Annotated in this window: 20 protein-coding genes; 13 read left to right on the top strand and 7 right to left on the bottom strand. The window is 74.1% G+C overall.

The window, feature by feature from the left end; all coding sequences use genetic code 11:
• Window positions 1-4 precede the first annotated feature (4 nt).
• Both BLT76_RS09145 and BLT76_RS09140 read left to right on the top strand, forming a co-directional pair.
• The gene (locus tag BLT76_RS09145) at window positions 5-760 is read left to right on the top strand and encodes a CoA transferase subunit A (protein WP_090854538.1); all 756 of its coding nucleotides are present in this window, start codon (window positions 5-7) and stop codon (window positions 758-760) included.
• Window positions 760-1,386: a CoA transferase subunit B gene (locus BLT76_RS09140; protein WP_090854116.1), complete on the top strand. Its 627-nt coding sequence runs from the start codon at window positions 760-762 to the stop codon at window positions 1,384-1,386. Before BLT76_RS09145 ends, BLT76_RS09140 begins: the two co-directional genes overlap by 1 nt.
• A 175-nt stretch (window positions 1,387-1,561) precedes the next feature.
• Here BLT76_RS09140 and BLT76_RS09135 read toward each other — a convergent pair whose 3' ends face one another.
• Complete coding sequence (locus BLT76_RS09135) at window positions 1,562-1,897, bottom strand: TfoX/Sxy family protein (RefSeq protein WP_090854112.1); 336 nt, start codon at window positions 1,895-1,897, stop codon at window positions 1,562-1,564.
• Between the two features lie 62 nt (window positions 1,898-1,959).
• On the opposite strand from BLT76_RS09135, the gene BLT76_RS09130 reads away from it, so the two are divergent.
• From BLT76_RS09130 to BLT76_RS09120, 3 genes are read left to right on the top strand one after another with little or no spacing between them, the layout of a single operon-like run.
• Window positions 1,960-2,700 (top strand): SDR family oxidoreductase, encoded by a 741-nt coding sequence (locus tag BLT76_RS09130; protein WP_090854109.1) that lies wholly within the window; start codon window positions 1,960-1,962, stop codon window positions 2,698-2,700.
• Window positions 2,697-3,575: an RNA polymerase sigma factor SigJ gene (sigJ, locus tag BLT76_RS09125; protein ID WP_090854535.1), complete on the top strand. Its 879-nt coding sequence runs from the start codon at window positions 2,697-2,699 to the stop codon at window positions 3,573-3,575. Before BLT76_RS09130 ends, sigJ begins: the two co-directional genes overlap by 4 nt.
• A 30-nt stretch (window positions 3,576-3,605) precedes the next feature.
• Entirely contained in the window at window positions 3,606-4,082 is a 477-nt protein-coding gene (locus tag BLT76_RS09120; RefSeq protein WP_090854106.1) for a DUF3060 domain-containing protein, read from the top strand.
• Window positions 4,083-4,217: 135 nt separating this feature from the next.
• Here BLT76_RS09120 and BLT76_RS09115 read toward each other — a convergent pair whose 3' ends face one another.
• Window positions 4,218-5,561 (bottom strand): MFS transporter, encoded by a 1,344-nt coding sequence (locus BLT76_RS09115; RefSeq protein ID WP_211752823.1) that lies wholly within the window; start codon window positions 5,559-5,561, stop codon window positions 4,218-4,220.
• Between the two features lie 62 nt (window positions 5,562-5,623).
• Between BLT76_RS09115 and BLT76_RS09110 the strand changes: the two genes are divergently transcribed.
• Genes BLT76_RS09110 through BLT76_RS09100 form a run of 3 tightly spaced genes read left to right on the top strand, consistent with a single transcriptional unit; the run spans window position 5,624 to window position 8,260 of the window.
• Window positions 5,624-6,304, top strand: coding sequence for a VOC family protein (locus tag BLT76_RS09110; RefSeq protein WP_244509334.1), 681 nt, complete (start codon window positions 5,624-5,626; stop codon window positions 6,302-6,304).
• A 22-nt stretch (window positions 6,305-6,326) separates the two neighbouring features.
• On the top strand, window positions 6,327-7,613 hold the full coding sequence (locus BLT76_RS09105; protein ID WP_090854100.1) for an Nramp family divalent metal transporter: 1,287 nt from the start codon (window positions 6,327-6,329) through the stop codon (window positions 7,611-7,613).
• A gap of 53 nt (window positions 7,614-7,666) precedes the next feature.
• The gene (locus BLT76_RS09100) at window positions 7,667-8,260 is read left to right on the top strand and encodes a YdeI/OmpD-associated family protein (RefSeq protein WP_244509333.1); all 594 of its coding nucleotides are present in this window, start codon (window positions 7,667-7,669) and stop codon (window positions 8,258-8,260) included.
• Here BLT76_RS09100 and BLT76_RS09095 read toward each other — a convergent pair.
• The 4 genes from BLT76_RS09095 to BLT76_RS09080 all read right to left on the bottom strand — a co-directional run bounded on the left by BLT76_RS09095 (window position 8,257) and on the right by BLT76_RS09080 (window position 13,393).
• Window positions 8,257-10,656, bottom strand: a complete 2,400-nt coding sequence (locus BLT76_RS09095; protein WP_090854094.1) for an ABC transporter permease — start codon at window positions 10,654-10,656, stop codon at window positions 8,257-8,259. The two genes, BLT76_RS09100 and BLT76_RS09095, sit on opposite strands and share 4 nt — an antisense overlap.
• The gene (locus BLT76_RS09090) at window positions 10,653-11,402 is read right to left on the bottom strand and encodes an ABC transporter ATP-binding protein (RefSeq protein WP_090854091.1); all 750 of its coding nucleotides are present in this window, start codon (window positions 11,400-11,402) and stop codon (window positions 10,653-10,655) included. The genes BLT76_RS09095 and BLT76_RS09090 overlap by 4 nt, the downstream gene beginning before the upstream one ends.
• A 162-nt stretch (window positions 11,403-11,564) precedes the next feature.
• Complete coding sequence (locus tag BLT76_RS09085) at window positions 11,565-12,236, bottom strand: response regulator (protein ID WP_090854088.1); 672 nt, start codon at window positions 12,234-12,236, stop codon at window positions 11,565-11,567.
• Between the two features lie 8 nt (window positions 12,237-12,244).
• Complete coding sequence (locus tag BLT76_RS09080; RefSeq protein WP_090854085.1) at window positions 12,245-13,393, bottom strand: sensor histidine kinase; 1,149 nt, start codon at window positions 13,391-13,393, stop codon at window positions 12,245-12,247.
• Between the two features lie 72 nt (window positions 13,394-13,465).
• Here BLT76_RS09080 and sp36 point away from each other — a divergent pair, with 72 nt between their 5' ends.
• The 4 genes from sp36 to BLT76_RS09060 are packed head-to-tail and all read left to right on the top strand — an operon-like array spanning window position 13,466 to window position 15,771.
• Window positions 13,466-13,624 (top strand): Sp36 family protein, encoded by a 159-nt coding sequence (sp36, locus tag BLT76_RS09075; protein ID WP_090854082.1) that lies wholly within the window; start codon window positions 13,466-13,468, stop codon window positions 13,622-13,624.
• A 1-nt stretch (window position 13,625) separates the two neighbouring features.
• Window positions 13,626-14,084, top strand: coding sequence for a RidA family protein (locus BLT76_RS09070; protein WP_090854079.1), 459 nt, complete (start codon window positions 13,626-13,628; stop codon window positions 14,082-14,084).
• Between the two features lie 2 nt (window positions 14,085-14,086).
• Window positions 14,087-14,953: an NUDIX hydrolase gene (locus tag BLT76_RS09065; protein ID WP_090854077.1), complete on the top strand. Its 867-nt coding sequence runs from the start codon at window positions 14,087-14,089 to the stop codon at window positions 14,951-14,953.
• Window positions 14,950-15,771: an MBL fold metallo-hydrolase gene (locus BLT76_RS09060; protein WP_244509332.1), complete on the top strand. Its 822-nt coding sequence runs from the start codon at window positions 14,950-14,952 to the stop codon at window positions 15,769-15,771. Before BLT76_RS09065 ends, BLT76_RS09060 begins: the two co-directional genes overlap by 4 nt.
• Window positions 15,772-15,913: 142 nt before the next feature.
• On the opposite strand, the gene BLT76_RS09055 is transcribed toward BLT76_RS09060, so the two are convergent.
• Window positions 15,914-17,215 carry a nucleotide sugar dehydrogenase gene (locus BLT76_RS09055; RefSeq protein WP_090854073.1) on the bottom strand — a complete coding sequence of 434 codons (1,302 nt, stop codon included), beginning with the start codon at window positions 17,213-17,215 and terminating at the stop codon, window positions 15,914-15,916.
• 116 nt (window positions 17,216-17,331) lie between these two features.
• Here BLT76_RS09055 and BLT76_RS09050 point away from each other — a divergent pair, with 116 nt between their 5' ends.
• Window positions 17,332-18,543, top strand: a complete 1,212-nt coding sequence (locus BLT76_RS09050) for an Ig-like domain-containing protein (protein ID WP_170866984.1) — start codon at window positions 17,332-17,334, stop codon at window positions 18,541-18,543.
• The last annotated feature ends 60 nt before the right edge of the window (window positions 18,544-18,603 follow it).

Raw genomic sequence — 18,603 nt, 5'->3', positions numbered from 1 at the left:
GGTCATGGACAAGGTGGTGGACTCGGCCGCGGAGGCCGTGGCGGACATCCCCGACGGCGCGACGATCTCGGTCGGCGGCTTCGGGTTGTGCGGGATCCCGTCGGTGCTGATCGCGGCCCTGCTGGAGGCCGGGACGACCGACCTCGAGGCGGTGTCGAACAACGCCGGCGTCGACGGCTGGGGCCTCGGGCTGCTGCTCGGCGCCGGCCGGCTGCGGCGGATGGTGGCGTCGTACGTCGGGGAGAACAAGGAGTTCGCGCGGCAGTACCTCGCCGGTGAGCTCGAGGTGGAGCTGACCCCGCAGGGGACGCTGGCGGAGCGGATGCGCGCGGGCGGGTCCGGGATCCCGGCGTTCTTCACCGCGACCGGCGTGGGGACGCAGGTCGCCGACGGCGGCCTGCCGTGGCGCTACGACGCCGCCGGCAACGTGGTGGTGGCGAGCCCGGCCAAGCAGACGCAGGAGTTCGACGGGCGCGAGTACGTCCTCGAGCACGCGATCGTGGCCGACTACGGACTGGTCCGGGCCTGGCGCGGCGACCGGCACGGCAACCTGGTCTTCCGCGACTCCGCGCGCAACTTCAACCCGCTGGCCGCGATGTGCGGGCGGGTGACGGTGGCGGAGGTCGAGGAGTTGGTCGAGCCGGGTGAGCTGGACCCCAACCAGGTGCACACGCCCGGGGTGTTCGTGCACCGGGTGGTGGCGCTGACCCCGGAGCAGGCGGCGGACAAGCGGATCGAGAAGCGGACGGTGCGTTCCTGATGGCGTGGTCACGCGAGGAGATGGCCGCCCGGGCGGCGAGCGAGCTGGCGGACGGGTCGTACGTCAACCTCGGCATCGGGTTGCCGACGCTGGTGCCGAACTACGTCGAGGACGGCGTCGAGCTGGTGCTGCAGTCGGAGAACGGGGTGCTCGGGACGGGCGCCTACCCGCTGGCGGGCGAGGAGGACCCGGACCTGATCAACGCGGGCAAGGAGACGGTGACGCTGCGGCCGGGGGCGTCGATCTTCGACTCGGCGACGTCGTTCGGGATGATCCGCGGCGGCAAGATCGACGCGGCGATCCTCGGGGCGATGCAGGTCTCGGCCGCGGGCGACATCGCGAACTGGATGATCCCCGGGAAGATGGTCAAGGGGATGGGCGGCGCGATGGACCTGGTCCACGGCGCGAAGCGGGTGATCGTGCTGATGGAGCACGTCGCCAGGGACGGCTCCTACAAGATCGTCGAGGAGTGCTCGCTGCCCTACACCGGGCGTGGGGTCGTGCAGCGGATCATCACCGACCTGGGCGTGATCGACGTCGAGCCCGAGGGGCTGAAGCTCGTCGAGCTGGCGCCGGGCGTCACCGAGGACGAGATCCGCGAGAAGACGGAGCCCGTGCTGCGCTGACCGCGGGTGGTTGAGGAGGGACGGAGTTCCGTCTCGAAACCCGGCGAGCCCGGGGTAGGCGTCCGGGAGGCCGACTGTCGGCTCACCGGGTTTCGAGACGGTGGCTGCGCAACCTCCTCGACCACCGGAAAGCCGGGTCGCTGCGCGACCTCCTCAGGCATGGGTGAGCCGGTGGCTACGGCTTGGGTGGGAGGGCCTGCGCGGTGGCGACGCCGCGGGCGATCCAGGTGGCCAGGTCGTCGTCGGTGGCGAGGGCGGGCGCGGCGACGTGCAGCCAGGTGCGGGACGACTGGGAGCCCATCACCATCGGGCCGACGTGCTCCTGGGCGAGCAGCTCCTCCGACTCGGTCCCGTCGGTGCGCACCAGCAGCCCGCCCTCGTGGCTCGCGCAGACCGCGAGATGACCTCCGAGCAGGAACGCCAGCCCGCCGAACATCCGCTTCTCCTCGACCGGCCCGTGCTCGGCGACCAGGTCGCGGACGCGGGCGGCGAGCTGCTCGTCGTACGGCATGACGAGATTGTGTGTCACAGAGCGGGTGGCCGTCTCGTCCTCCTTCCATGAACACTCAGCACATGAGGATCGCGGTGGCCGGGGCAACCGGGACGGTCGGACGGTACGTCGTGCAGGCCGCCCGCGAGCGCGGGCACGAGGTGGTCGAGCTGGCGCGGGGCCGCGGGGTCGACCTGACCACCGGCGAGGGGCTGGCCGCGCGGCTCACCGGGGTCGACGCGGTCGTCGACGTCACGAGCGTGGCCACGCAGCGGCAGGAGCAGGCGGAGGCGTTCTTCGGGGGCGTCACCCGGACCCTGCTCGCCGGCGAGCGGGCGGCGGGGGTCGGGCACCACGTCGCGCTGTCGATCGTCGGCATCGACGACGTCCCGTCGGGCTACTACCGCGGCAAGCAGCTCCAGGAACGGCTGGTCGTCGAGGCGCCGGTCGGCTGGAGCATCCTGCGGGCCACCCAGTTCCACGAGTTCGCCGAGCAGGCGCTCGGGTTCGTGCGGGTCGGGCCGTTCTCGCTGGTGCCGAGGATGCTCAGTCAGCCGGTCGCGGCCGTCGAGGTCGCCGGCGCTCTGGTCGACCTGGTCCAGGCCGGCCCGTCCGGGCGGGTCGCCGACCTCGCCGGTCCGGACCGGCTGGAGATGGTCGGCCTGGCCCGGCGCGTCTCGCGGGCCCGCGGGCTGGGACGGCGCGTGGTCGGCGTACGGCTCCCGGGTGCGGTGGGTCGCGGGATGCGCGACGGGTCGCTCTGCCCCGCGGGCGACGGCCCGCGCGGCACCATCACCTTCGACACGTGGGTGGCGGGGTCGTGAGCGACTGGGACCTCGCCCTCGTCGAGGAGTACGACGCCGCGCGCCCGCGGCTGGTCCGGGTCGCCTACGCGATCCTCGGCAGCCACGCCGAGGCCGAGGACGTGGTCGCCGACTGCTGGCTGCGGCTGGTCGAGGCGGACCGGCGCGACCCGGTTCGCGACGTCCTCGGCTGGGCCACCGTCGCGGTGTCCCGGGCGGCCCTCGACGTGCTCCGCTCGGCCCGCGTCCGTCGGGAGGCGTACGTCGGCCCGTGGCTGCCCGAGCCGGTGGTGACCGGTCCGGACCCGGCGGAGCGGGTGACCCTCGACGAGTCGGTCCGCTACGCGCTGCTCGTCGTCCTGGAGCAGCTCAGTCCCGCGGAGCGCACGGCCTGGGTGCTGCACGACCTGTTCGGGATGCCGTTCCCGGAGGTGGCCGACGCGGTGGGCCGCACCCCGGACGCCGTACGGCAGCTGGCCAGCCGAGCCCGGCGGCACGTCTCCGCCGGCACGCCGCGGCTCGACGTCGACCGCACCGCCCACGACCGGGTGGTCGCCGCCTTCGCCGCGGCGGCGGCCGGGGGCGACCTGGCCGCCCTGGTCAGCACGCTCGACCCCGGCGTGGTGCTGACCAGCGACGGCGGCGGGGTGGTGAGCGCCGCCCGGCGGCCGGTCCTCGGCGCGGACCGGGTCGCGCGGTTCCTGCTCGGCACCTTCGCGCGCGGCGAGAACGCCCGGGTCGAGGTGGTGCTCGTCAACGGGGCGACCGGCTTCGCCGTGGTCGACCCGTCCGGCCGGGTCGGCACCATCGCCTCGCTGACCGTCGACGGGGAGCGGGTGGTCCGGGTCGACCTCGTGCGCGCGCCCGACAAGCTGGCCGGGGTGGTGCTGGGTTAGGCACCGCTGCTCACGGGCAGGGAGACCTTCGTGAAGACCTTCCGCACCCTCGCCACCGCGGCCGCGGTGGCCGCCGCCACCCTCGTCTGGACCCCGTCGCCGGCCTCCGCCGCGACCACGGTCGACTGCTCCACCGGCCCGGTCACGCTTCGCGGCTCGGCCGAGACCTACACGCTGACCGGCGCCTGCTCGACGGTGACGATCAAGGGCAGCGGCCTGAAGGTCACCCTCGCCTCTGCCCAGCGGGTCACGCTCCGGGCCAGCAACACGATCGTGAAGGTCCGCGGCAACGCCGGCGTGGTCCGGGTCATCGGCTCCACGGCCAGGCTCCAGGTCGGCCGGGCCAAGAGCCTCTCCATCCGCGGTGCCGGCAACCAGGCCCGGCTGACCCGGGTCCCGCAGGTCACCGTCCGCGGCGCCAGCAACAAGGTCGTGGTGACCAAGGGCCGCACCCGGGTCAAGGTCGTCGGCGCCGGCAACAAGGTGCGGGTCAACCGGCGGGCCTGACCGCCGCGCTCCGCCCCTGACCGGCGCAATTGCGCTGGTTACGGGTCGGTAGGCGTGCTACTCGCCCGTCATGAGCGCAATTGCGCTGCTTGCGGGGCCGCGGCACCGCCCGACCTGGGCGGGACCCGGCGACACTCAGGTCCGGGTCCGGGTCGCGGCCAGCACGCCGAGCACGGCCAGGGCGGCGGCGAGGACGAACACCGGCAGGAACGGGTCGGCACCGGAGCGCTCGGCGGTGGCGTAGACGATCCCGGACGCCGACAGCGCGAACGCGCCGCCGAGCGAGTCGGCGATCGACAGGGCCGAGGAGTTGAAGCCGCGGTCGGCGTCGGAGGAGGCGGCCAGCATCGCCACGCCGGTGCGCGGGTAGCCGAAGCCCATCCCCGCCCCGGCCACGACGTACGACGCCACCGCGAGCGCCGGGTGCAGGTGCGTCGCGACGACCAGGGCGAGGGCGGCGGTCCCGACTAGGACGAGCAGGGTGCCCGCCCCCATCGCGGTCGTGTCGGCGACCCGGTCGCCGAGCCGGCCCTGGAGCTGGCTGGACGCCGCCCACACCACCCCGACGATGGTCAGCGCGAGACCGGCCCGGCCGGCGCTCAGCCCCCAGCTCTCCTGCAGCACGAAGACGATGTAGGCCTCGCCGCAGAAGAACGCGGCGCTGAGCAGGCCGCGGGTGGCGATCACGGCCGGGAGCCCGCGGGCCCCGCTCAGCGCACCCGCGGGGAGCAGCCGCCGCAGGGCGATCCCGACGACCACCAGGGCGACGCCGGCCAGCAGGAGCAGCGGGCCGCGCCGGGATCCGAGCATCTCGAGGACCAGGACGGCGACCGCGGCGGTCACCGCCCACTGCAGGCGGCGCACCGGGAACGGGGCGGCGGTGGGCGCGACGACGACGCGGCGCAGCGCGGGCAGGACCAGCGCGGCGGCCAGGGCGACGAGCACGACCACGCCCAGGAACACCCACCGCCAGCCGACCGTGTCGGCGACGAACGCCGCGAGAGCGGGGCCGAAGAGCGACGGCAGCACCCACGCCGCGGCGAACGACGCGAACACCGACGGCTGCAGCACGGCGGGGAAGACCAGGCCCACCGAGACGTAGAGGCACACGGTCAGCGCTCCGCCGCCCAGGCCCTGGAGAACCCGGCCCGCGACCAGCACCTCCATCGACGGTGCGGAGCCGCAGACGACGAGCCCGAGCGAGAAGAGCACCAGCGCGACGGCCAGCGGCAGCATCGGCCCGCGCCGGTCGCTCCAGCCGCCCGCCGCCACCATCCCGACCACGCCGCTGGCCAGCGGCGCAGCGAAAGACAGCGCGTAGAGCCCGACCCCGTCCAGCCGGTCGGCCACGCCCGGCATCACCGTCGTCACGGCGGTCGCCTCGAACGCCACCAGCGCGCAGAGCGCGAACATCCCCGCCGTCGTCGCGGCGTACGACGGGGAGAGCAGCCGGGGGCGCGGTGGGGCGGTGACGGTCACCCGGGGAACGCTAGGACTTGAAGTCGGGTTGAGGTCAACCGGATTCGGAGAGGATGGGGCGGGTGAGCCCCCTCGCCACGTTCAAGGACCTCTGCGTCGACGCGGTCGACCCGGCCCGGATGGGCCGGTTCTGGGCCGGCGCGCTCGACCTCGAATACGCCGAGCGCGGGGACGGTCTGGTGCAGCTCACCGGCCGCACCCGGCACCACACCGTGTGGGTCAACCCGGTCCCGGAGCCGGTGACCGTCAAGCAGCGGGTCCACCTGGACCTGCACGTCGCGTCGGTCGACGACGTGCTCGCGCTGGGCGCGACGCCGTACGTCGTCGACCGCTTCCGCTGGCAGGTGCTGCGCGATCCCGAGGGCGGCGAGCTCTGCGTCTTCGAGCGCGACCGGCTGCCCGACGACCGGCTCTACGAGATCGGCGTCGACAGCGCCGACCCGGAGCGGATGGCCACGTGGTGGGCCGACGTCCTCGGCGCCCGGGTGGTGTCCGATGCCGACGACGAGGGCCCGTGGTGGACGGTCGAGGACATCGACGGCGCCCCGTTCGAGGGGCTGGTGTTCGTCGCGGTCCCGGAGGCCAAGACGGTCAAGAACCGGATCCACTGGGACGTCGACACCCCGTCGGTCGACGCGCTCGTCGCCGCCGGCGCGAGCGTCGTACGACGGCCGGACGCGGACATCTCGTGGACGATCCTGGCCGACCCGGAGGGCAACGAGTTCTGCGCGTTCACCGACTGAGCGGAGTGGGCACCATCCCCGGATGACGGACACCGGCCAGCAGACCGACGCCCGCCCGCCGCGCTGGAAGGTGGTGGGGCCCGGCTTGGTGGTCGCGGCGACCGGCGTCGGCGCTGCCGACCTGGTCGCGACCCTCGTCGCCGGCGCGAAGTTCGGCTACACGCTGCTGTGGGTCGCCGTCCTCGGCGCCGTGATCAAGGTGGTGCTCGTCGAGGGGGCGGGCCGCTACTCGCTGGCCACCGGCCGCACCATCTTCGAGGGCTGGCGCAGCCTGGGTCGCTGGACGACCTGGTACTTCGCGCCGTACATCGTCGTCTGGGGCCTCGTGTACGGCGCCACCGCGATGTCGTCGTCGGCGCTGCCGCTGGTCGCGCTGTTCCCCGACCTCTCGCTGCGCTGGACCGCGATGGCGATCGGGCTGGTCGGTCTGGCCCTGGTGTGGCTCGGGTCGTACGCCGCGTTCGAGAAGGTGATGGCCGCGCTGGTCGGGATCATGTTCGTCACGGTCGTCGGCGCGGCCCTGCTGGCCACGCCGAACCTCGGTGAGATCGTGCTCGGCCTGCGCCCGGTCTTCCCCGACGACTCGGTGGTCAACGTGCTCGCGATCGCCGGCGGCGTGGGCGGCACCATCACCCTCGCGGCCTACGGCTACTGGCTGCGCGAGAAGGGCTGGGCCACGCCGAGGTTCATGAGGGTGATGCGGATCGACAACGGCGTCGCGTACGCCGTCACCGGCGTCTTCGTCGTCTCGATGCTGATCCTGGGCGCCGAGCTCTACTACTCGGCCGGCATCGCCGCGCAGACCGGGGACCAGGCGCTGGTGCAGCTGTCCGACATCCTCGAGGACCGGTACGGCACGGTCTTCGGCAAGGTGTTCCTCATCGGCTTCTTCGCCTCGTCGTTCTCATCGCTCATCGGCGTCTGGAGCGGCGTCAGCCTGATGTTCGCCGACTACGTCGGCAACCTGCGCGACCTGCCGTCGGGCCACCCCGACACCCGCACCGGCGGCCGCTACTTCCGCGCCTACATGCTCTGGCTGACCTTCCCGCCGATGCTGCTCCTGCTGCTCGACGAGCCGGTCGGGCTGATCCTGGCCTACGGCACCCTCGGCGCGCTGTTCATGCCGTTCCTCGCGATCACCCTGCTGGTGCTGCTGAACAAGCGGCGCGACGGCGCGCTGCCGCACTCCGAGGTGCCCGACGAGTGGCGCAACGGCTGGCTCTCCAACGGGTTCATGGTGCTCTGCGCGCTGCTGTTCCTCGCCTTGGCGGTCAACGAGATCCGGGAGACGATCTCGCCGTACGTCTGAGCCGACGGGTCCACCCTCGACCTGCGCCACCCAGGTGCGGTATGCCGTACGACGTGACTGATCTCGAAGAGCTGCTCGTCCCCGACGCCGCCGCGTGGCGGGCCTGGCTGGAGGAGCACCACGCCGACGTGCCGGGCGTGTGGCTGGTGCTGACCAAGAAGGGCGGCGACACCACCGCCCTGACCCGGGCGGACGCGCTCGACGAGGCGCTCTGCTTCGGCTGGATCGACGGGCAGGCCCGCAGCCGCGACGCGGCCACGTCGTACCAGCGGATGACGCCACGCACCGCCCGCAGCCGCTGGTCCCAGGTCAACGTCGGCCTGATCGCCCGGTTGGAGGCCGAGGGCCGAATGGCGCCCGCCGGCCGGGCTGCTGTCGAGGCGGCCCAGGCCGATGGGCGGTGGGCGGCGGCGTACGCCCCGCCGTCGACCGCCGTGGTCCCCGAGGACCTGCTGGCGGCGGTCGCGGCGAACCCCGAGGCCCAGGCGATGCTCGACGTGCTGACCAGCGCCAACCGCTTCGCGCTGATCCACCGGCTCGGCGCCGTCAAGCGGGCCGAGACCCGGGAGCGGAAGATCCGCGAGTTCGTCGAGATGCTGGCCCGGCACGAGACGTTCTACCCGCAGAAGGCCAAGCCCTCGTCCTAGTCCAGGGCCAGCCCCGCCGCGGGCACGATCCGGGCGGCCCGGCGCGCGGGCAGCACCCCGGCCAGCAGCCCGGCCACGCCGGAGACCAGCACGACGACCGCGAGCTGGCCCCACGGCAGCACCATCGAGACGTCCTCGACCGCGACGTCGACCATCGTGCGCACCGCGACCCAGGCGAAGAGCACGCCGATGAGCGTGCCGAGCACGGTGGCGACCACGGACAGCAGGACCGCCTCCGCGGCCAGCATCCGTCGCAGCTGGCGCCGGGTCAGCCCGAGCGCGCGCAGCAGCGCGTTCTCGCGAGCGCGCTCCAGCACGGACAGGCCGAGGGTGTTGCCGATGCCGATCAGGGCGATCACGACCGCGATGCCGAGCAGCGCGGCGACCGCGCCGGTGAGGATGTCGAGCTGCAGCTCCACCCAGTGGCGCTCGGCGTACCCGTCGGTGAGGTCCACCCCGGCGTTGGTGGCCAGGGCGCCGAGGTCGCCGGCGAGGTCCTCGGCGTCCGCGGCGTCGTCGGCCCGCACCCACACGGCGCGCGGCAGCGGGTCCGCCGTGAGCCGGGCGAGGGTCTCGGGTGCGACCAGCGCGGCCTCGCCCCAGCCCTCGGAGACCGACACCAGGAGCCGCTCGGTCCGGCCGTCGACGGTCACGGCCAGTCGCTCGGGCACGTTGCCGTCGGGCAGCAGGTCCCAGGGGACCACGATGGTCCCGGGCTCGGGGACGACCAGGCCGGTGTCGCGGACCACGCCGTCGACGCCGTCGGGGGCGATCACGGGGAGGGTGCCCAGACCGGCCGCCTCCGCGTCGATGCCGTCCAGGGCGACCGCCTCGCTCACCCCGGCCGTGGACTGGACGTCGCCGAGCAGGCTCGCGGGCAGCGGACCCGTCGCGGAGGTGATCGCCAGGTCGACCGGGTGGTCGGCGTCGAGGTCGCCGGCGACCGCGGTCCGCGAGCTGGCCAGCCCGGTGAGCACCGCGGTGGTGAGGGTGACGCCGATCAGCAGCGAGGCCGTCGTCGCCGCCGTACGACGGGGGTTGCGCACGGCGTTGCCGGTCGCGAGCCGGGCCGTGGTCCCGCGGACCGGTGAACCGGCGGCCCGAACCAGCGCCGGGACCACGAGCGGGCCGAGCACCAGCACGCCGGTGAAGGAGACCATGCCGCCGGCGAGCATCGCCGGGACGGAGTTGGACGACATCGCGACGACGAGCAGGCCGGCGCCGAGGACCAGCGCCAGGACCCCGGACGCGGTGCGGACCCGGCCGGCGGTGCTACGGACGTCGACGCCGCTGTCCGGGCGCAGCGCGGCGAGCGGGCTGACCCGCACGACCTTGCGGGTCGGCAGCCAGGCGGCCACCACCGTGACCAGGAGACCGACCGCGAACGAGCCGGCGTACCAGGCCGGCGAGACCGCGGCGCTGCCCATCGTCCCCGTCGGCATCTGGGAGCGGGCGATCGCGACCAGGGCCCAGCCGAGGACGGTGCCGACGACCAGCCCGAGGCCCGACGCGGCGACGCCGAGGACCAGCGCCTCGACCCGCATGGCCCGCAGCAGCTGGCGCCGGGTGGTGCCGACGCAGCGCAGCAGGGCCAGGTCGCGGGTGCGCTGGGCGAAGAGGATCGTGAAGGTGTTGGCGATGACCAGCACGGAGACGAAGAGCGCGATCGCCGCGAAGACCAGCAGCAGGATCGCGATCACGTCGACCTCGCGGGTCAGCTCGGCCTGGCGCTCCTGCACGAACTCGGCGGCGGGCTGGACCGTCGCGCCGGTGCCGGCCGCGGCCTGCTCCGCGCCGGCGCCGAGGTAGGCGACGCTGTCGACGTAGAACGAGGACGACCAGCGCTCGAGGTCGGACCAGAAGAGGTAGACCGACCCTCCCGCGGACGCCGACGGGCTGTCGACGGTGCCGACCACCCTCGCCTCGAGGGCGCGGCTGCCCGCGCCGACCCGGATGGTGTCGCCGACGTCGAGGCCGTTGGTCTTGGCCGCGTTGACGTCGACGACGGCCTCGCCGGGTCCGCTGGGCCAGGTGCCCGCGCGGAGCTCCTGCCAGCGCAGCGCCGGGTCGTCGGCGATCGGCGCGATGTCGGCGTCCTGGTCGGCGACCTTCCCGCCGGAGCTGACGGGCAGCGGGACGTAGCCGAGCACGGCCGCGCTGTCCCCGGCCGCCGCGGCCCGTCGTACGACGGTCGCGGCGTCGTCGGTGCCGATGGCCGAGACGACGGAGTCGGCGTCCGCGTAGGGCAGGCCGACCCCGGCCACCAGGCCGTCCTTGGTGGCCGCGGAGAGCGCGCTGGTGACGACGACGAACGAGACGCCGATGACCACCGCGACCGCGGCGGCGACGTACCGCCGGGCGTGGGTGCGCAGCGAGGCGAGCAGCACGGTCCTCATCGCTCGCCCCGCAGGGTGGCGACCAGCTGGTCGGCGGTCGGGTCGACGAGATGGGCGCGGACCGCGCCGTCGGCGATGACGACCACGTCGTCGGCGTACGCCGCGGCGTCCAGCTCGTGGGTCACCATCACCACCGTCTGGCCCAGCTCGCGCACCGAGCGGCGCAGGAAGCCGAGCACCTCCGCGGACGACTCGCTGTCGAGGTTGCCGGTCGGCTCGTCGGCGAACACGATCGCCGGGCGGGCGATGAGCGCGCGGGCAATGGCCACCCGCTGCTGCTGGCCGCCCGAGAGCTCGCTGGGCCGGTGCCCGAGCCGGTCGGCGATGCCGAGGGTGTCGGTGAGCAGGTCGTAGCGCTCGCGGTCGGCCGGGCGGCCGGCGAGCTCCAGGGGCAGCAGGATGTTCTGGCCGGCGGTCAGCATCGGCAGCAGGTTGAAGGACTGGAAGACGAAGCCGAGGTGCTCGCGGCGGAAGAGGGTCAGCTGGTCGTCGCTCATCGCCTCCAGGCGCCGGTCGGCGACCGTCACGCTGCCGCCGGTGGGCTGGTCGAGGCCGGCCAGGCAGTGCATCAGCGTCGACTTGCCCGACCCCGACGGGCCCATGATCGCCGTGAACCGGCCCGCGGGCAGGTCCAGGTCGACCCCGCGCAGGGCGTGCACCTGCGCGTCTCCGCGGCCGTAGGTGCGGGTCAGGCCGCGAGCGCTCGCGGCAGTGGTGGAGGTGGTCTCCGGCATGGTCTGCGTCATGGCCACGAGTCTTCGCGGATCGGGGCCCCGGGTCGTCAGGCTGCGGGTTGGTCCCGTCGTACGACTGGGGGATGACGGCGAGGGCGGCCCACGGGGGCGAACAGCTCCAACCAGGGGCTCAGCGGGGCTCGTCGCCGCCGTTCGCCCCCACAGAGCGCCCTGCTATCCGACCAGCCCCGCCTCGTAGGCGAGCACCACCAGCTGGACCCGGTCCCGCGAGCTGGTCTTGGCGAGCAGTCGGGACACGTGCGTCTTGACCGTGGCCTCGGCGACGACCAGGTGGGCGGCGAGCTCGGTGTTGGAGAGTCCGCGGCCGACCAGGACCAGCACCTCCCGCTCCCTGTCCGTGAGTACGGCGAGCCGCGGGTCGGGGCCGGTGGGGGCGGCCGACGGGGCGTCGGGGAGGGCCGCGGCGAAGTGCTCCAGCAGCCGCCGGGTGGTGCTGGGGGCGACGACGGCGTCGCCGGCGTGCACCGAGCGGATGGCGTTGAGCAGGTCGGGCGGGGCGGCGTCCTTCAGCAGGAACGCGGCGGCGCCGGCCTTGATGGCGGCGAAGGCGTACTCGTCGAGGTCGAAGGTGGTCAGCACGATCACCCGCGGCGCGTCCGGGCGGGCGACCAGCAGGCGGGTGGCCTCGACGCCGTCCATGCGGGGCATCCGGACGTCCATCAGCACCACGTCGGCCCGGGTGACCCTGAGCTGCTCGAGGGCCTCGGCGCCGTCGCCGGCCTCGCCGACGACCTGCAGGTCGGGCTGGCTGTCGACGAGCATCGTGAACCCGGCGCGGACCATCTGCTGGTCGTCGACGAGGAAGACGCGGATCGGATCGCTCACAGGTCTCGTCACAGGGGCAGCCTCGCCGACACCCGGTAGCCGCCGCCCGGCCGGGGCCCGGCGGTCAGCGACCCGTCGTGGACGTCGACCCGCTCCCGCATGCCGACCAGACCCAGCCCGCGGCCGTCGTCGTCGCTGGCCGCCCCGCGCCCGTCGTCCTCCACGAGCACCTCCAGCTCCCGGCCGACCGTGACGACGATGCGGGCTCGGACGCCCGGCCCCGCGTGCTTGCGGATGTTGGTCAGCGCCTCCTGGACGACCCGGTACGCCGTCAGCGCGACCCCGGCCGGCACGGTGGCGGCGACGGCCGGCTCGGGCAGCGTGGCCTCGACCTGCTCGCCGGCGGTCTGCGCCTCGGCGACCAGCACCGCGACGTCGTCGAGTCGCGGCTGCGGCCGGGTCCCGGTGTCGCCGGCACGGAGCAGGCCGAGCATCCGGCGCATCTCGGTGAGCGACTCGCGACCCGTCGCGGAGATCGTCTCCAGGGTGCGGGTCGCGATCGTGGGGTCGTGCTCGGCGGCGTAGCGCGCTCCGTCGGCCTGGACGACGATCACCGACAGTCCGTGCGCGACCACGTCGTGCATCTCGCGGGCGATCCGCGCGCGCTCCTCGCCGGCCGCCAGCTCGACCTGCTGCTCGGCCTCGCGCCGGATCTGCTCGCCGCGCTCGACCAGGGTGGCGACGTACGCCGCCCGGGTGCGGCCGAGGGTGCCCAGCGCCCAGGCCGTCGCGACGATCGCGGCGACGAAGAAGACGTAGGAGACCAGCGCCTGCCAGCCGGTGGTGTCGAACTCGTTCAGCCAGTCGTACGACGCCACCACCGCGCCGCAGAACCCGACGACCAGGGCCGCCGCGGCGGGCGCGGCGCGCGAGAAGCGGGCGACCGAGTAGACGGCGACGGGGAACGCGACCTGCCCCCACACCGGCTGGTCGATCAGGACCGCCTGCAGCACGCTCGCCGCTGCGACGGTCGTGAAGACCGCGACCGGCCGGCTCCGGCGCAGGGCCAGCGGGGCGATCTGCAGCAGCGAGAGCCCGGCCTCGGCCGGACCGACGGCGACGCCCAGCAGCGGCACCGGCAGCAGCAGCCCGCCGACGAGGAGGAGGTCGAACCAGCGGTGCCAGCGCGGGTCGAGTCGCCAGGGCTGCCGGTCCACGCGAGCCACCGTAGACGCGAGGACCCGCGAGCGCGTCAGCCCACGGGATGATCCGCGAGTAGGGTCGGCGCCATGACCAAGTGGGAGTACCTCACCGCGCCGATCCTCACGCACGCGGCCAAGCAGATCCTCGACAACTTCGGCGCCGACGGGTGGGAGCTCGTCCAGATCGCGCCGGGCATGAACCCCGAGAACCTGGTGGGCTACTTCAAGCGCCCGCTGGCGGGCTGAGATGGCCACCCCGGAGGAGCGCCTGGCCGAGCTGGGCCTGAGCATCCCGGAGGTGCCGAAGCCGGTGGCGGCGTACGTCCCCGCCGTCCGCTCGGGCCACCAGGTCTTCACCTCCGGCCAGCTGCCGATGCGCTCGGGCGAGCTGATGGCGGTCGGCAAGGTCGGGGGCGAGGTCACGGCCGAGGAGGCCTACGAGTGCGCTCAGCAGTGCGCCCTCAACGCCATCGCCGCCGTCAAGAGCATCGTCGGCGAACTGTCGGAGGTGAAGCGGGTCGTCAAGGTCGTCGCGTTCGTCGCCTCGACCCCCGACTTCACCGGCCAGCCCGGCGTGGCCAACGGCGCCTCCGAGCTGCTCGGCAAGGTCTTCGGCGACGCCGGCATCCACGCCCGGTCCGCGGTCGGGGTCCCGGCCCTGCCGCTGGACGCCCCCGTCGAGGTGGAGATCCTGGTAGAAGTCTGAGGGTGCGCATCCCACTGCCGCCCGTTCCGCTGCCGGAGAAGATCGTCGCCGTCGCCCAGGAGTACGACGCCGGCCGCAAGACCCCGGTCGACCCGCGCGACGCCGCGACCGTCGTCCTCATGCGCCCCTCCGCGCAGGGGCCCGAGGTCTACTACATGCGCCGCCACGTGACGATGGACTTCGCCGGGGGCATGTGCGTCTACCCGGGCGGCGGCGTCGACCCGCGCGACTTCGACGCGACCGTCGGCTGGGCCGGCCCGTCGCCCGCGGAGTGGGCCGCCCGGCTGCACTGCGACGAGGAGACCGCCCGCGCCCTGGTGTGCGCGGCGGTGCGCGAGACCTTCGAGGAGTCCGGGGTCCTGCTCGCCGGGACCTCCGCGGATGCCGTCGTCGCCGACACGACCGGCGACGACTGGGAGGCCGACCGGGTCGCCCTGGAGTCGCGCGAGCTGGCCATGACCGACTTCCTCAACCGCCGCGGGCTGGTGCTGCGCACCGACCTGCTCGGCGTCTGGGACGCCTGGCTGACGCCGGTCTTCGAGCCCAAGCGCTACCGCACCTGGTTCTTCGTCGCGCTGCTGCCCGAGGGCCAGCGGACCCGCGACGTGTCGACCGAGTCGTCGTCGGTCGCCTGGATCCCCGCGCGGGTCGCGGCGGCCCAGGCCGACGCGGGCGAGCTCGCGCTGATGCCGCCGACGTACCTCACCAGCCTCGAGATCGGCACGTACGACGGCCCGGCCGCGGTCCTCGAGGTCGCCGCCGGCCGCAGCGTCGAGATGTTCACGCCCCGCGTCGAGCCGCTCGCCGACGGCTGGACCCTGTCGATGCCCGACCGGCTGCGCCCGCTGGTCGCGGAGCGCCGCGCGTGACCCCCTGGTCGGGCGGTGCGTTCCCGCCGCGCGCCGACTGCCTGCTCGCTCCCAATCCGGGGGTGATGACCCTCGACGGCACCAACACCTGGGTGCTGCGCGAGCCGTCGTCCGCGGGGCAGGCGCGCGCGGTCGTGGTCGATCCCGGTCCGATCGAGAACGGCCACCTCGACCGGCTGGTCGAGGAGACCGGCGAGGTCGGGCTGGTGCTGGTCACTCACCATCACTTCGACCACTCCGAGGTCGCGGCGGCGTTCGCCGAGGCCAAGGGCTGCGCGGTCCGGGCCCTCGACCCGGCGTACTGCCTCGGGGCGGAGCCGGTCGTCGACGGTGAGGAGCTCGACGTCGACGGGCTGCGGCTGCGGGTCGTGACGACCCCCGGCCACACGGCCGACTCGATCTCGCTGGTGCTGCCCGCGCAGAAGGCGCTGCTGTCCGGCGACATGGTCCTCGGCCGCGGTACGACGGTCGTCGCCCACCCCGACGGCCAGCTCGGCCCCTACTTCGACTCGATCGAGAAGATGCGCGCGCTGGTCGCCGCGGGCGAGGTCGAGGCCATCTGGCCGGCCCACGGCCCGGTGCTCGACGACGCCGGCGCGGTGCTCGACCACTACCTGGTGCACCGCCGCGAGCGGCTCGGCCAGGTCGAGGCCGCGCTGCGCGAGCTCGGCGAGCCGCTCACCCCCGAGCTCGCCGAGGACGAGACGCTCCCGCGCCGCGTGGTCGAGGTCGTGTACGCCGACGTCGACCAGGCGGTCTGGTTCGCCGCCGAGATGTCCGTCCGCGCCCAGCTCGCCTATCTCGCCGGCGCTGGTTGAGGTGCTCCGGAGCGACGAAGGAGCGGAGGAGCCTCGAAACCTCCGCAGCCCGAGAGGCAGCCGGTGGTGCTGGCCGACTCTCGGCTCACTGGGTTTCGAGGCTCGTCGCTAGCGCTCCTCGCACCTCAACCAGCGTGGGGCGTCAGACGCGGGTGCCGAGGTTGGCGGGGAGCTTGTAGGTCGCGTCGAGGACCAGGCCGGCGTGGGCGAGCCAGTGCACGTCCTCGTCCGGGTGCAGGGTGTGCACGACGACGAGGTCCCAGGCACGGCGCCAGGGCTGGCCGGTGCTGGACAGGACGCCGTCGTCGACGGCGACGTGCTCGACGTACGGGTCGGCGTACGACACCTCCGCACCGCCGCGGCGCAGGCGCTCGATGATCTCCAGGGCGGGCGACTCGCGGACGTCGGCGACGCCCGGCTTGTAGGAGACGCCGACGACCAGGACCTGCGCGCCGGCGAGCGGACGGCCGGCCTCGGCGAGCACGTCCTTGGCGCGCTGGACGACCCGGCCGGGGCGGGCGGCGACGGCGCGCATGGCGGCGTCGACGACCGGGGCCTCGGCGCGGTCGGCGCGCAGCTGCCAGAGCAGGTAGTGCGGGTCGCAGGGGATGCAGTGGCCGCCGACGCCGGGGCCCGGGTTGAAGGCCATGAAGCCGTACGGCTTGGTCGCGGCGGCGCCGATCACCTCGGTGACGTCGAGGCCGAGGCGCTGGCACACGTCGGCCATCTCGTTGGCGTACGCGATGTTGACCGCGCGGAAGGTGTTCTCGTGCAGCTTGGTCATCTCGGCGGCCTCCGGGGAGCTGACCTCGTGCACCAGCGGAGCGGTACGACGCAGCACGTCCGCCGCCCGCGCGGTGCAGGCCGGCGTGAGCCCGCCGACGACCCGCGGGGTGGCCTCGACGGGGAAGTCGACGTTGGCGGGGTCGATCCGCTCGGGGGAGAACGCGACGTGCACGTCGACGCCGGGGACCAGGCCGCGGGCCCGCAGCGGGCCGTCGAGCAGGTCGCGGGTGGTGCCGACGTACGTCGTGGAGGTGAGCACGAGCAGCTGCCCGGGGCGGGCGCGCTCGACGACGACCTGGCAGGCCGCGCGCAGCGCGGTCAGGTCGGGGGTCAGGTGGTGGTCGACCGGGGTCGGCACGCAGACGATGACGGCGTCGGCCTCGCCGAGCCGGTCGGCGTCGCCGGTGACGACGAGCCGCTCGTCGCCCTGCAGCCCGGCCAGCCGGTCGAGGTCGCGCGGCAGCAGGTCGACGTCGTTGCGGGCGATCGCGGTGCGCCGCGGCTCGCTGACGTCGTACCCGACGACCCGGCCGCCGCTGGCGACGTAGGCGAGGGCGGTGGGCAGGCCGACGTACCCGAGGCCGACGACGGCCAGGGTCGGGACGTCGGTCGGGACGAGGGTGGCGCCGGTGGTCGGACGCTCCTGGGTCTGCGACATGTCAACGGCATCGGTCGTGTCGGCGGCATCTTGAGCGAATCCACACGATGTCCTCAGGCCCGCCCGGACCGGGCCGACTCCTGGAGGGACGCCCCCTTCACAGGAGACAACTTCCCATGACCTCATCCCCCGTCCGCCGCACCGCCTTCGGTGCCGTCGCCGCGACCGTCCTCGGCCTGGTGGCCGCGGTCGCGCCGGTCCAGGCCGCCAGCCCGTCGTACGCCGTCGTCTGCTCCTCCTCGAACGTCGACGTGCAGCGCGACCAGGCGAACACCTTCACCCTCAGCTGCCTGGACACCGACGGCGAGGCCGTCGACCAGTACGTCGTCGTCACGCAGCCGACCAAGGCGCAGTCCTTCTCGGTCGACTCCGCGACCGGCGCCGTGAGCTACCGCCCGCTCGCCAACGCGACCGGCACCGACACCTTCACCTTCAAGGGCGTGCGCACCGGCCTCGCCGAGAGCCCCGTGACCACCGCCGTCCTCACCATCGAGAACGAGCGGCCCACCTGCGGCACCGTCGCCCCGCTGACCGTCAAGCACGACGCCTCCGTGGCCGTCCCGCTGGTCTGCACCGACGCCGACGGCGACCCCCTCCAGATCCAGACCGGTACGACGGGCGCCGCGCACGGCACCGTCGCCGTGGTCGCCGGCCAGGCCGTCTACACCCCGGCCCCGCGCTACACCGGCGCCGACTCCTTCACGCTGGTCGCCACCGACGGCGCCCTGGTCTCGACGCCGGCCACCGTGGCCGTCACCGTCACCAACGCCCGCCCGGCCTGCACCGGCGGCGCCCTGCGCACCGTCCACGACCGGACCGCCGCCTTCGCGGTCTCCTGCACCGACGCCGACGGCGACGCGCTGACCCGCTCGGTCGTCGCGAAGGCCCAGCACGGCACCGTCACGGTCAAGGGCGGGACGGCGACCTACAAGCCGGCCGCCGGCTACGTCGGCACCGACGTGTTCACCCTGGCCGCCACCGACGGCATCCAGGCCTCGGCCCCCGTGGCCTTCGCCGTCCAGGTGACCAACGCGCTGCCGCGCTGCACCGGCACCACCCGGCTCACGGCTCGGGCGGCCAGCAAGGCCAAGAAGGCCAAGATCGCGGTGAAGCTGACCTGCGCCGACGCCGACCGCGACGCGCTGACGATCTCCGTGGCCGCGAAGCCGAAGCACGGCGACCTGGTCCGCAAGGGCGCGTCCTGGACCTACGTGGCCGACAAGGGCTACAAGGGCAAGGACTCGTTCTCCCTGAAGGCGTCCGACGGCGTCTCGGCGAGCAAGCCGGTGAAGTACTCGGTCACCGTCAAGTCCGCCAAGAAGCGCTGACCGATCCCGTCCCGGGTGACCCGGGGGCCGTGCGCCCCCGGGTCACCCGCACCTCCAGGA

The organism is Nocardioides lianchengensis (genome assembly GCF_900101465.1).
In the GTDB taxonomy this organism is placed as follows: Bacteria; Actinomycetota; Actinomycetes; order Propionibacteriales; family Nocardioidaceae; genus Nocardioides; species Nocardioides lianchengensis.
Note: the sequence above shows the minus strand (reverse complement) of the source record. Positions and strands in the feature narration are given on the sequence as shown.

What these genes read in the sequence shown, in the direction of transcription:
- BLT76_RS09145 (WP_090854538.1), top strand. Translation starts at nt 5, where the DNA reads ATGGACAAGGTGGTGGACTCGGCCGCGGAGGCCGTGGCGGACATCCCC.
- BLT76_RS09140 (WP_090854116.1), top strand. Translation starts at nt 760, where the DNA reads ATGGCGTGGTCACGCGAGGAGATGGCCGCCCGGGCGGCGAGCGAGCTG.
- BLT76_RS09135 (WP_090854112.1), bottom strand. Translation starts at nt 1,897, where the DNA reads ATGCCGTACGACGAGCAGCTCGCCGCCCGCGTCCGCGACCTGGTCGCC.
- BLT76_RS09130 (WP_090854109.1), top strand. Translation starts at nt 1,960, where the DNA reads ATGAGGATCGCGGTGGCCGGGGCAACCGGGACGGTCGGACGGTACGTC.
- BLT76_RS09105 (WP_090854100.1), top strand. Translation starts at nt 6,327, where the DNA reads ATGACGGACACCGGCCAGCAGACCGACGCCCGCCCGCCGCGCTGGAAG.
- BLT76_RS09095 (WP_090854094.1), bottom strand. Translation starts at nt 10,656, where the DNA reads ATGAGGACCGTGCTGCTCGCCTCGCTGCGCACCCACGCCCGGCGGTAC.
- BLT76_RS09090 (WP_090854091.1), bottom strand. Translation starts at nt 11,402, where the DNA reads ATGACGCAGACCATGCCGGAGACCACCTCCACCACTGCCGCGAGCGCT.
- sp36 (WP_090854082.1), top strand. Translation starts at nt 13,466, where the DNA reads ATGACCAAGTGGGAGTACCTCACCGCGCCGATCCTCACGCACGCGGCC.
- BLT76_RS09070 (WP_090854079.1), top strand. Translation starts at nt 13,626, where the DNA reads ATGGCCACCCCGGAGGAGCGCCTGGCCGAGCTGGGCCTGAGCATCCCG.
- BLT76_RS09055 (WP_090854073.1), bottom strand. Translation starts at nt 17,215, where the DNA reads ATGTCGCAGACCCAGGAGCGTCCGACCACCGGCGCCACCCTCGTCCCG.
- BLT76_RS09050 (WP_170866984.1), top strand. Translation starts at nt 17,332, where the DNA reads ATGACCTCATCCCCCGTCCGCCGCACCGCCTTCGGTGCCGTCGCCGCG.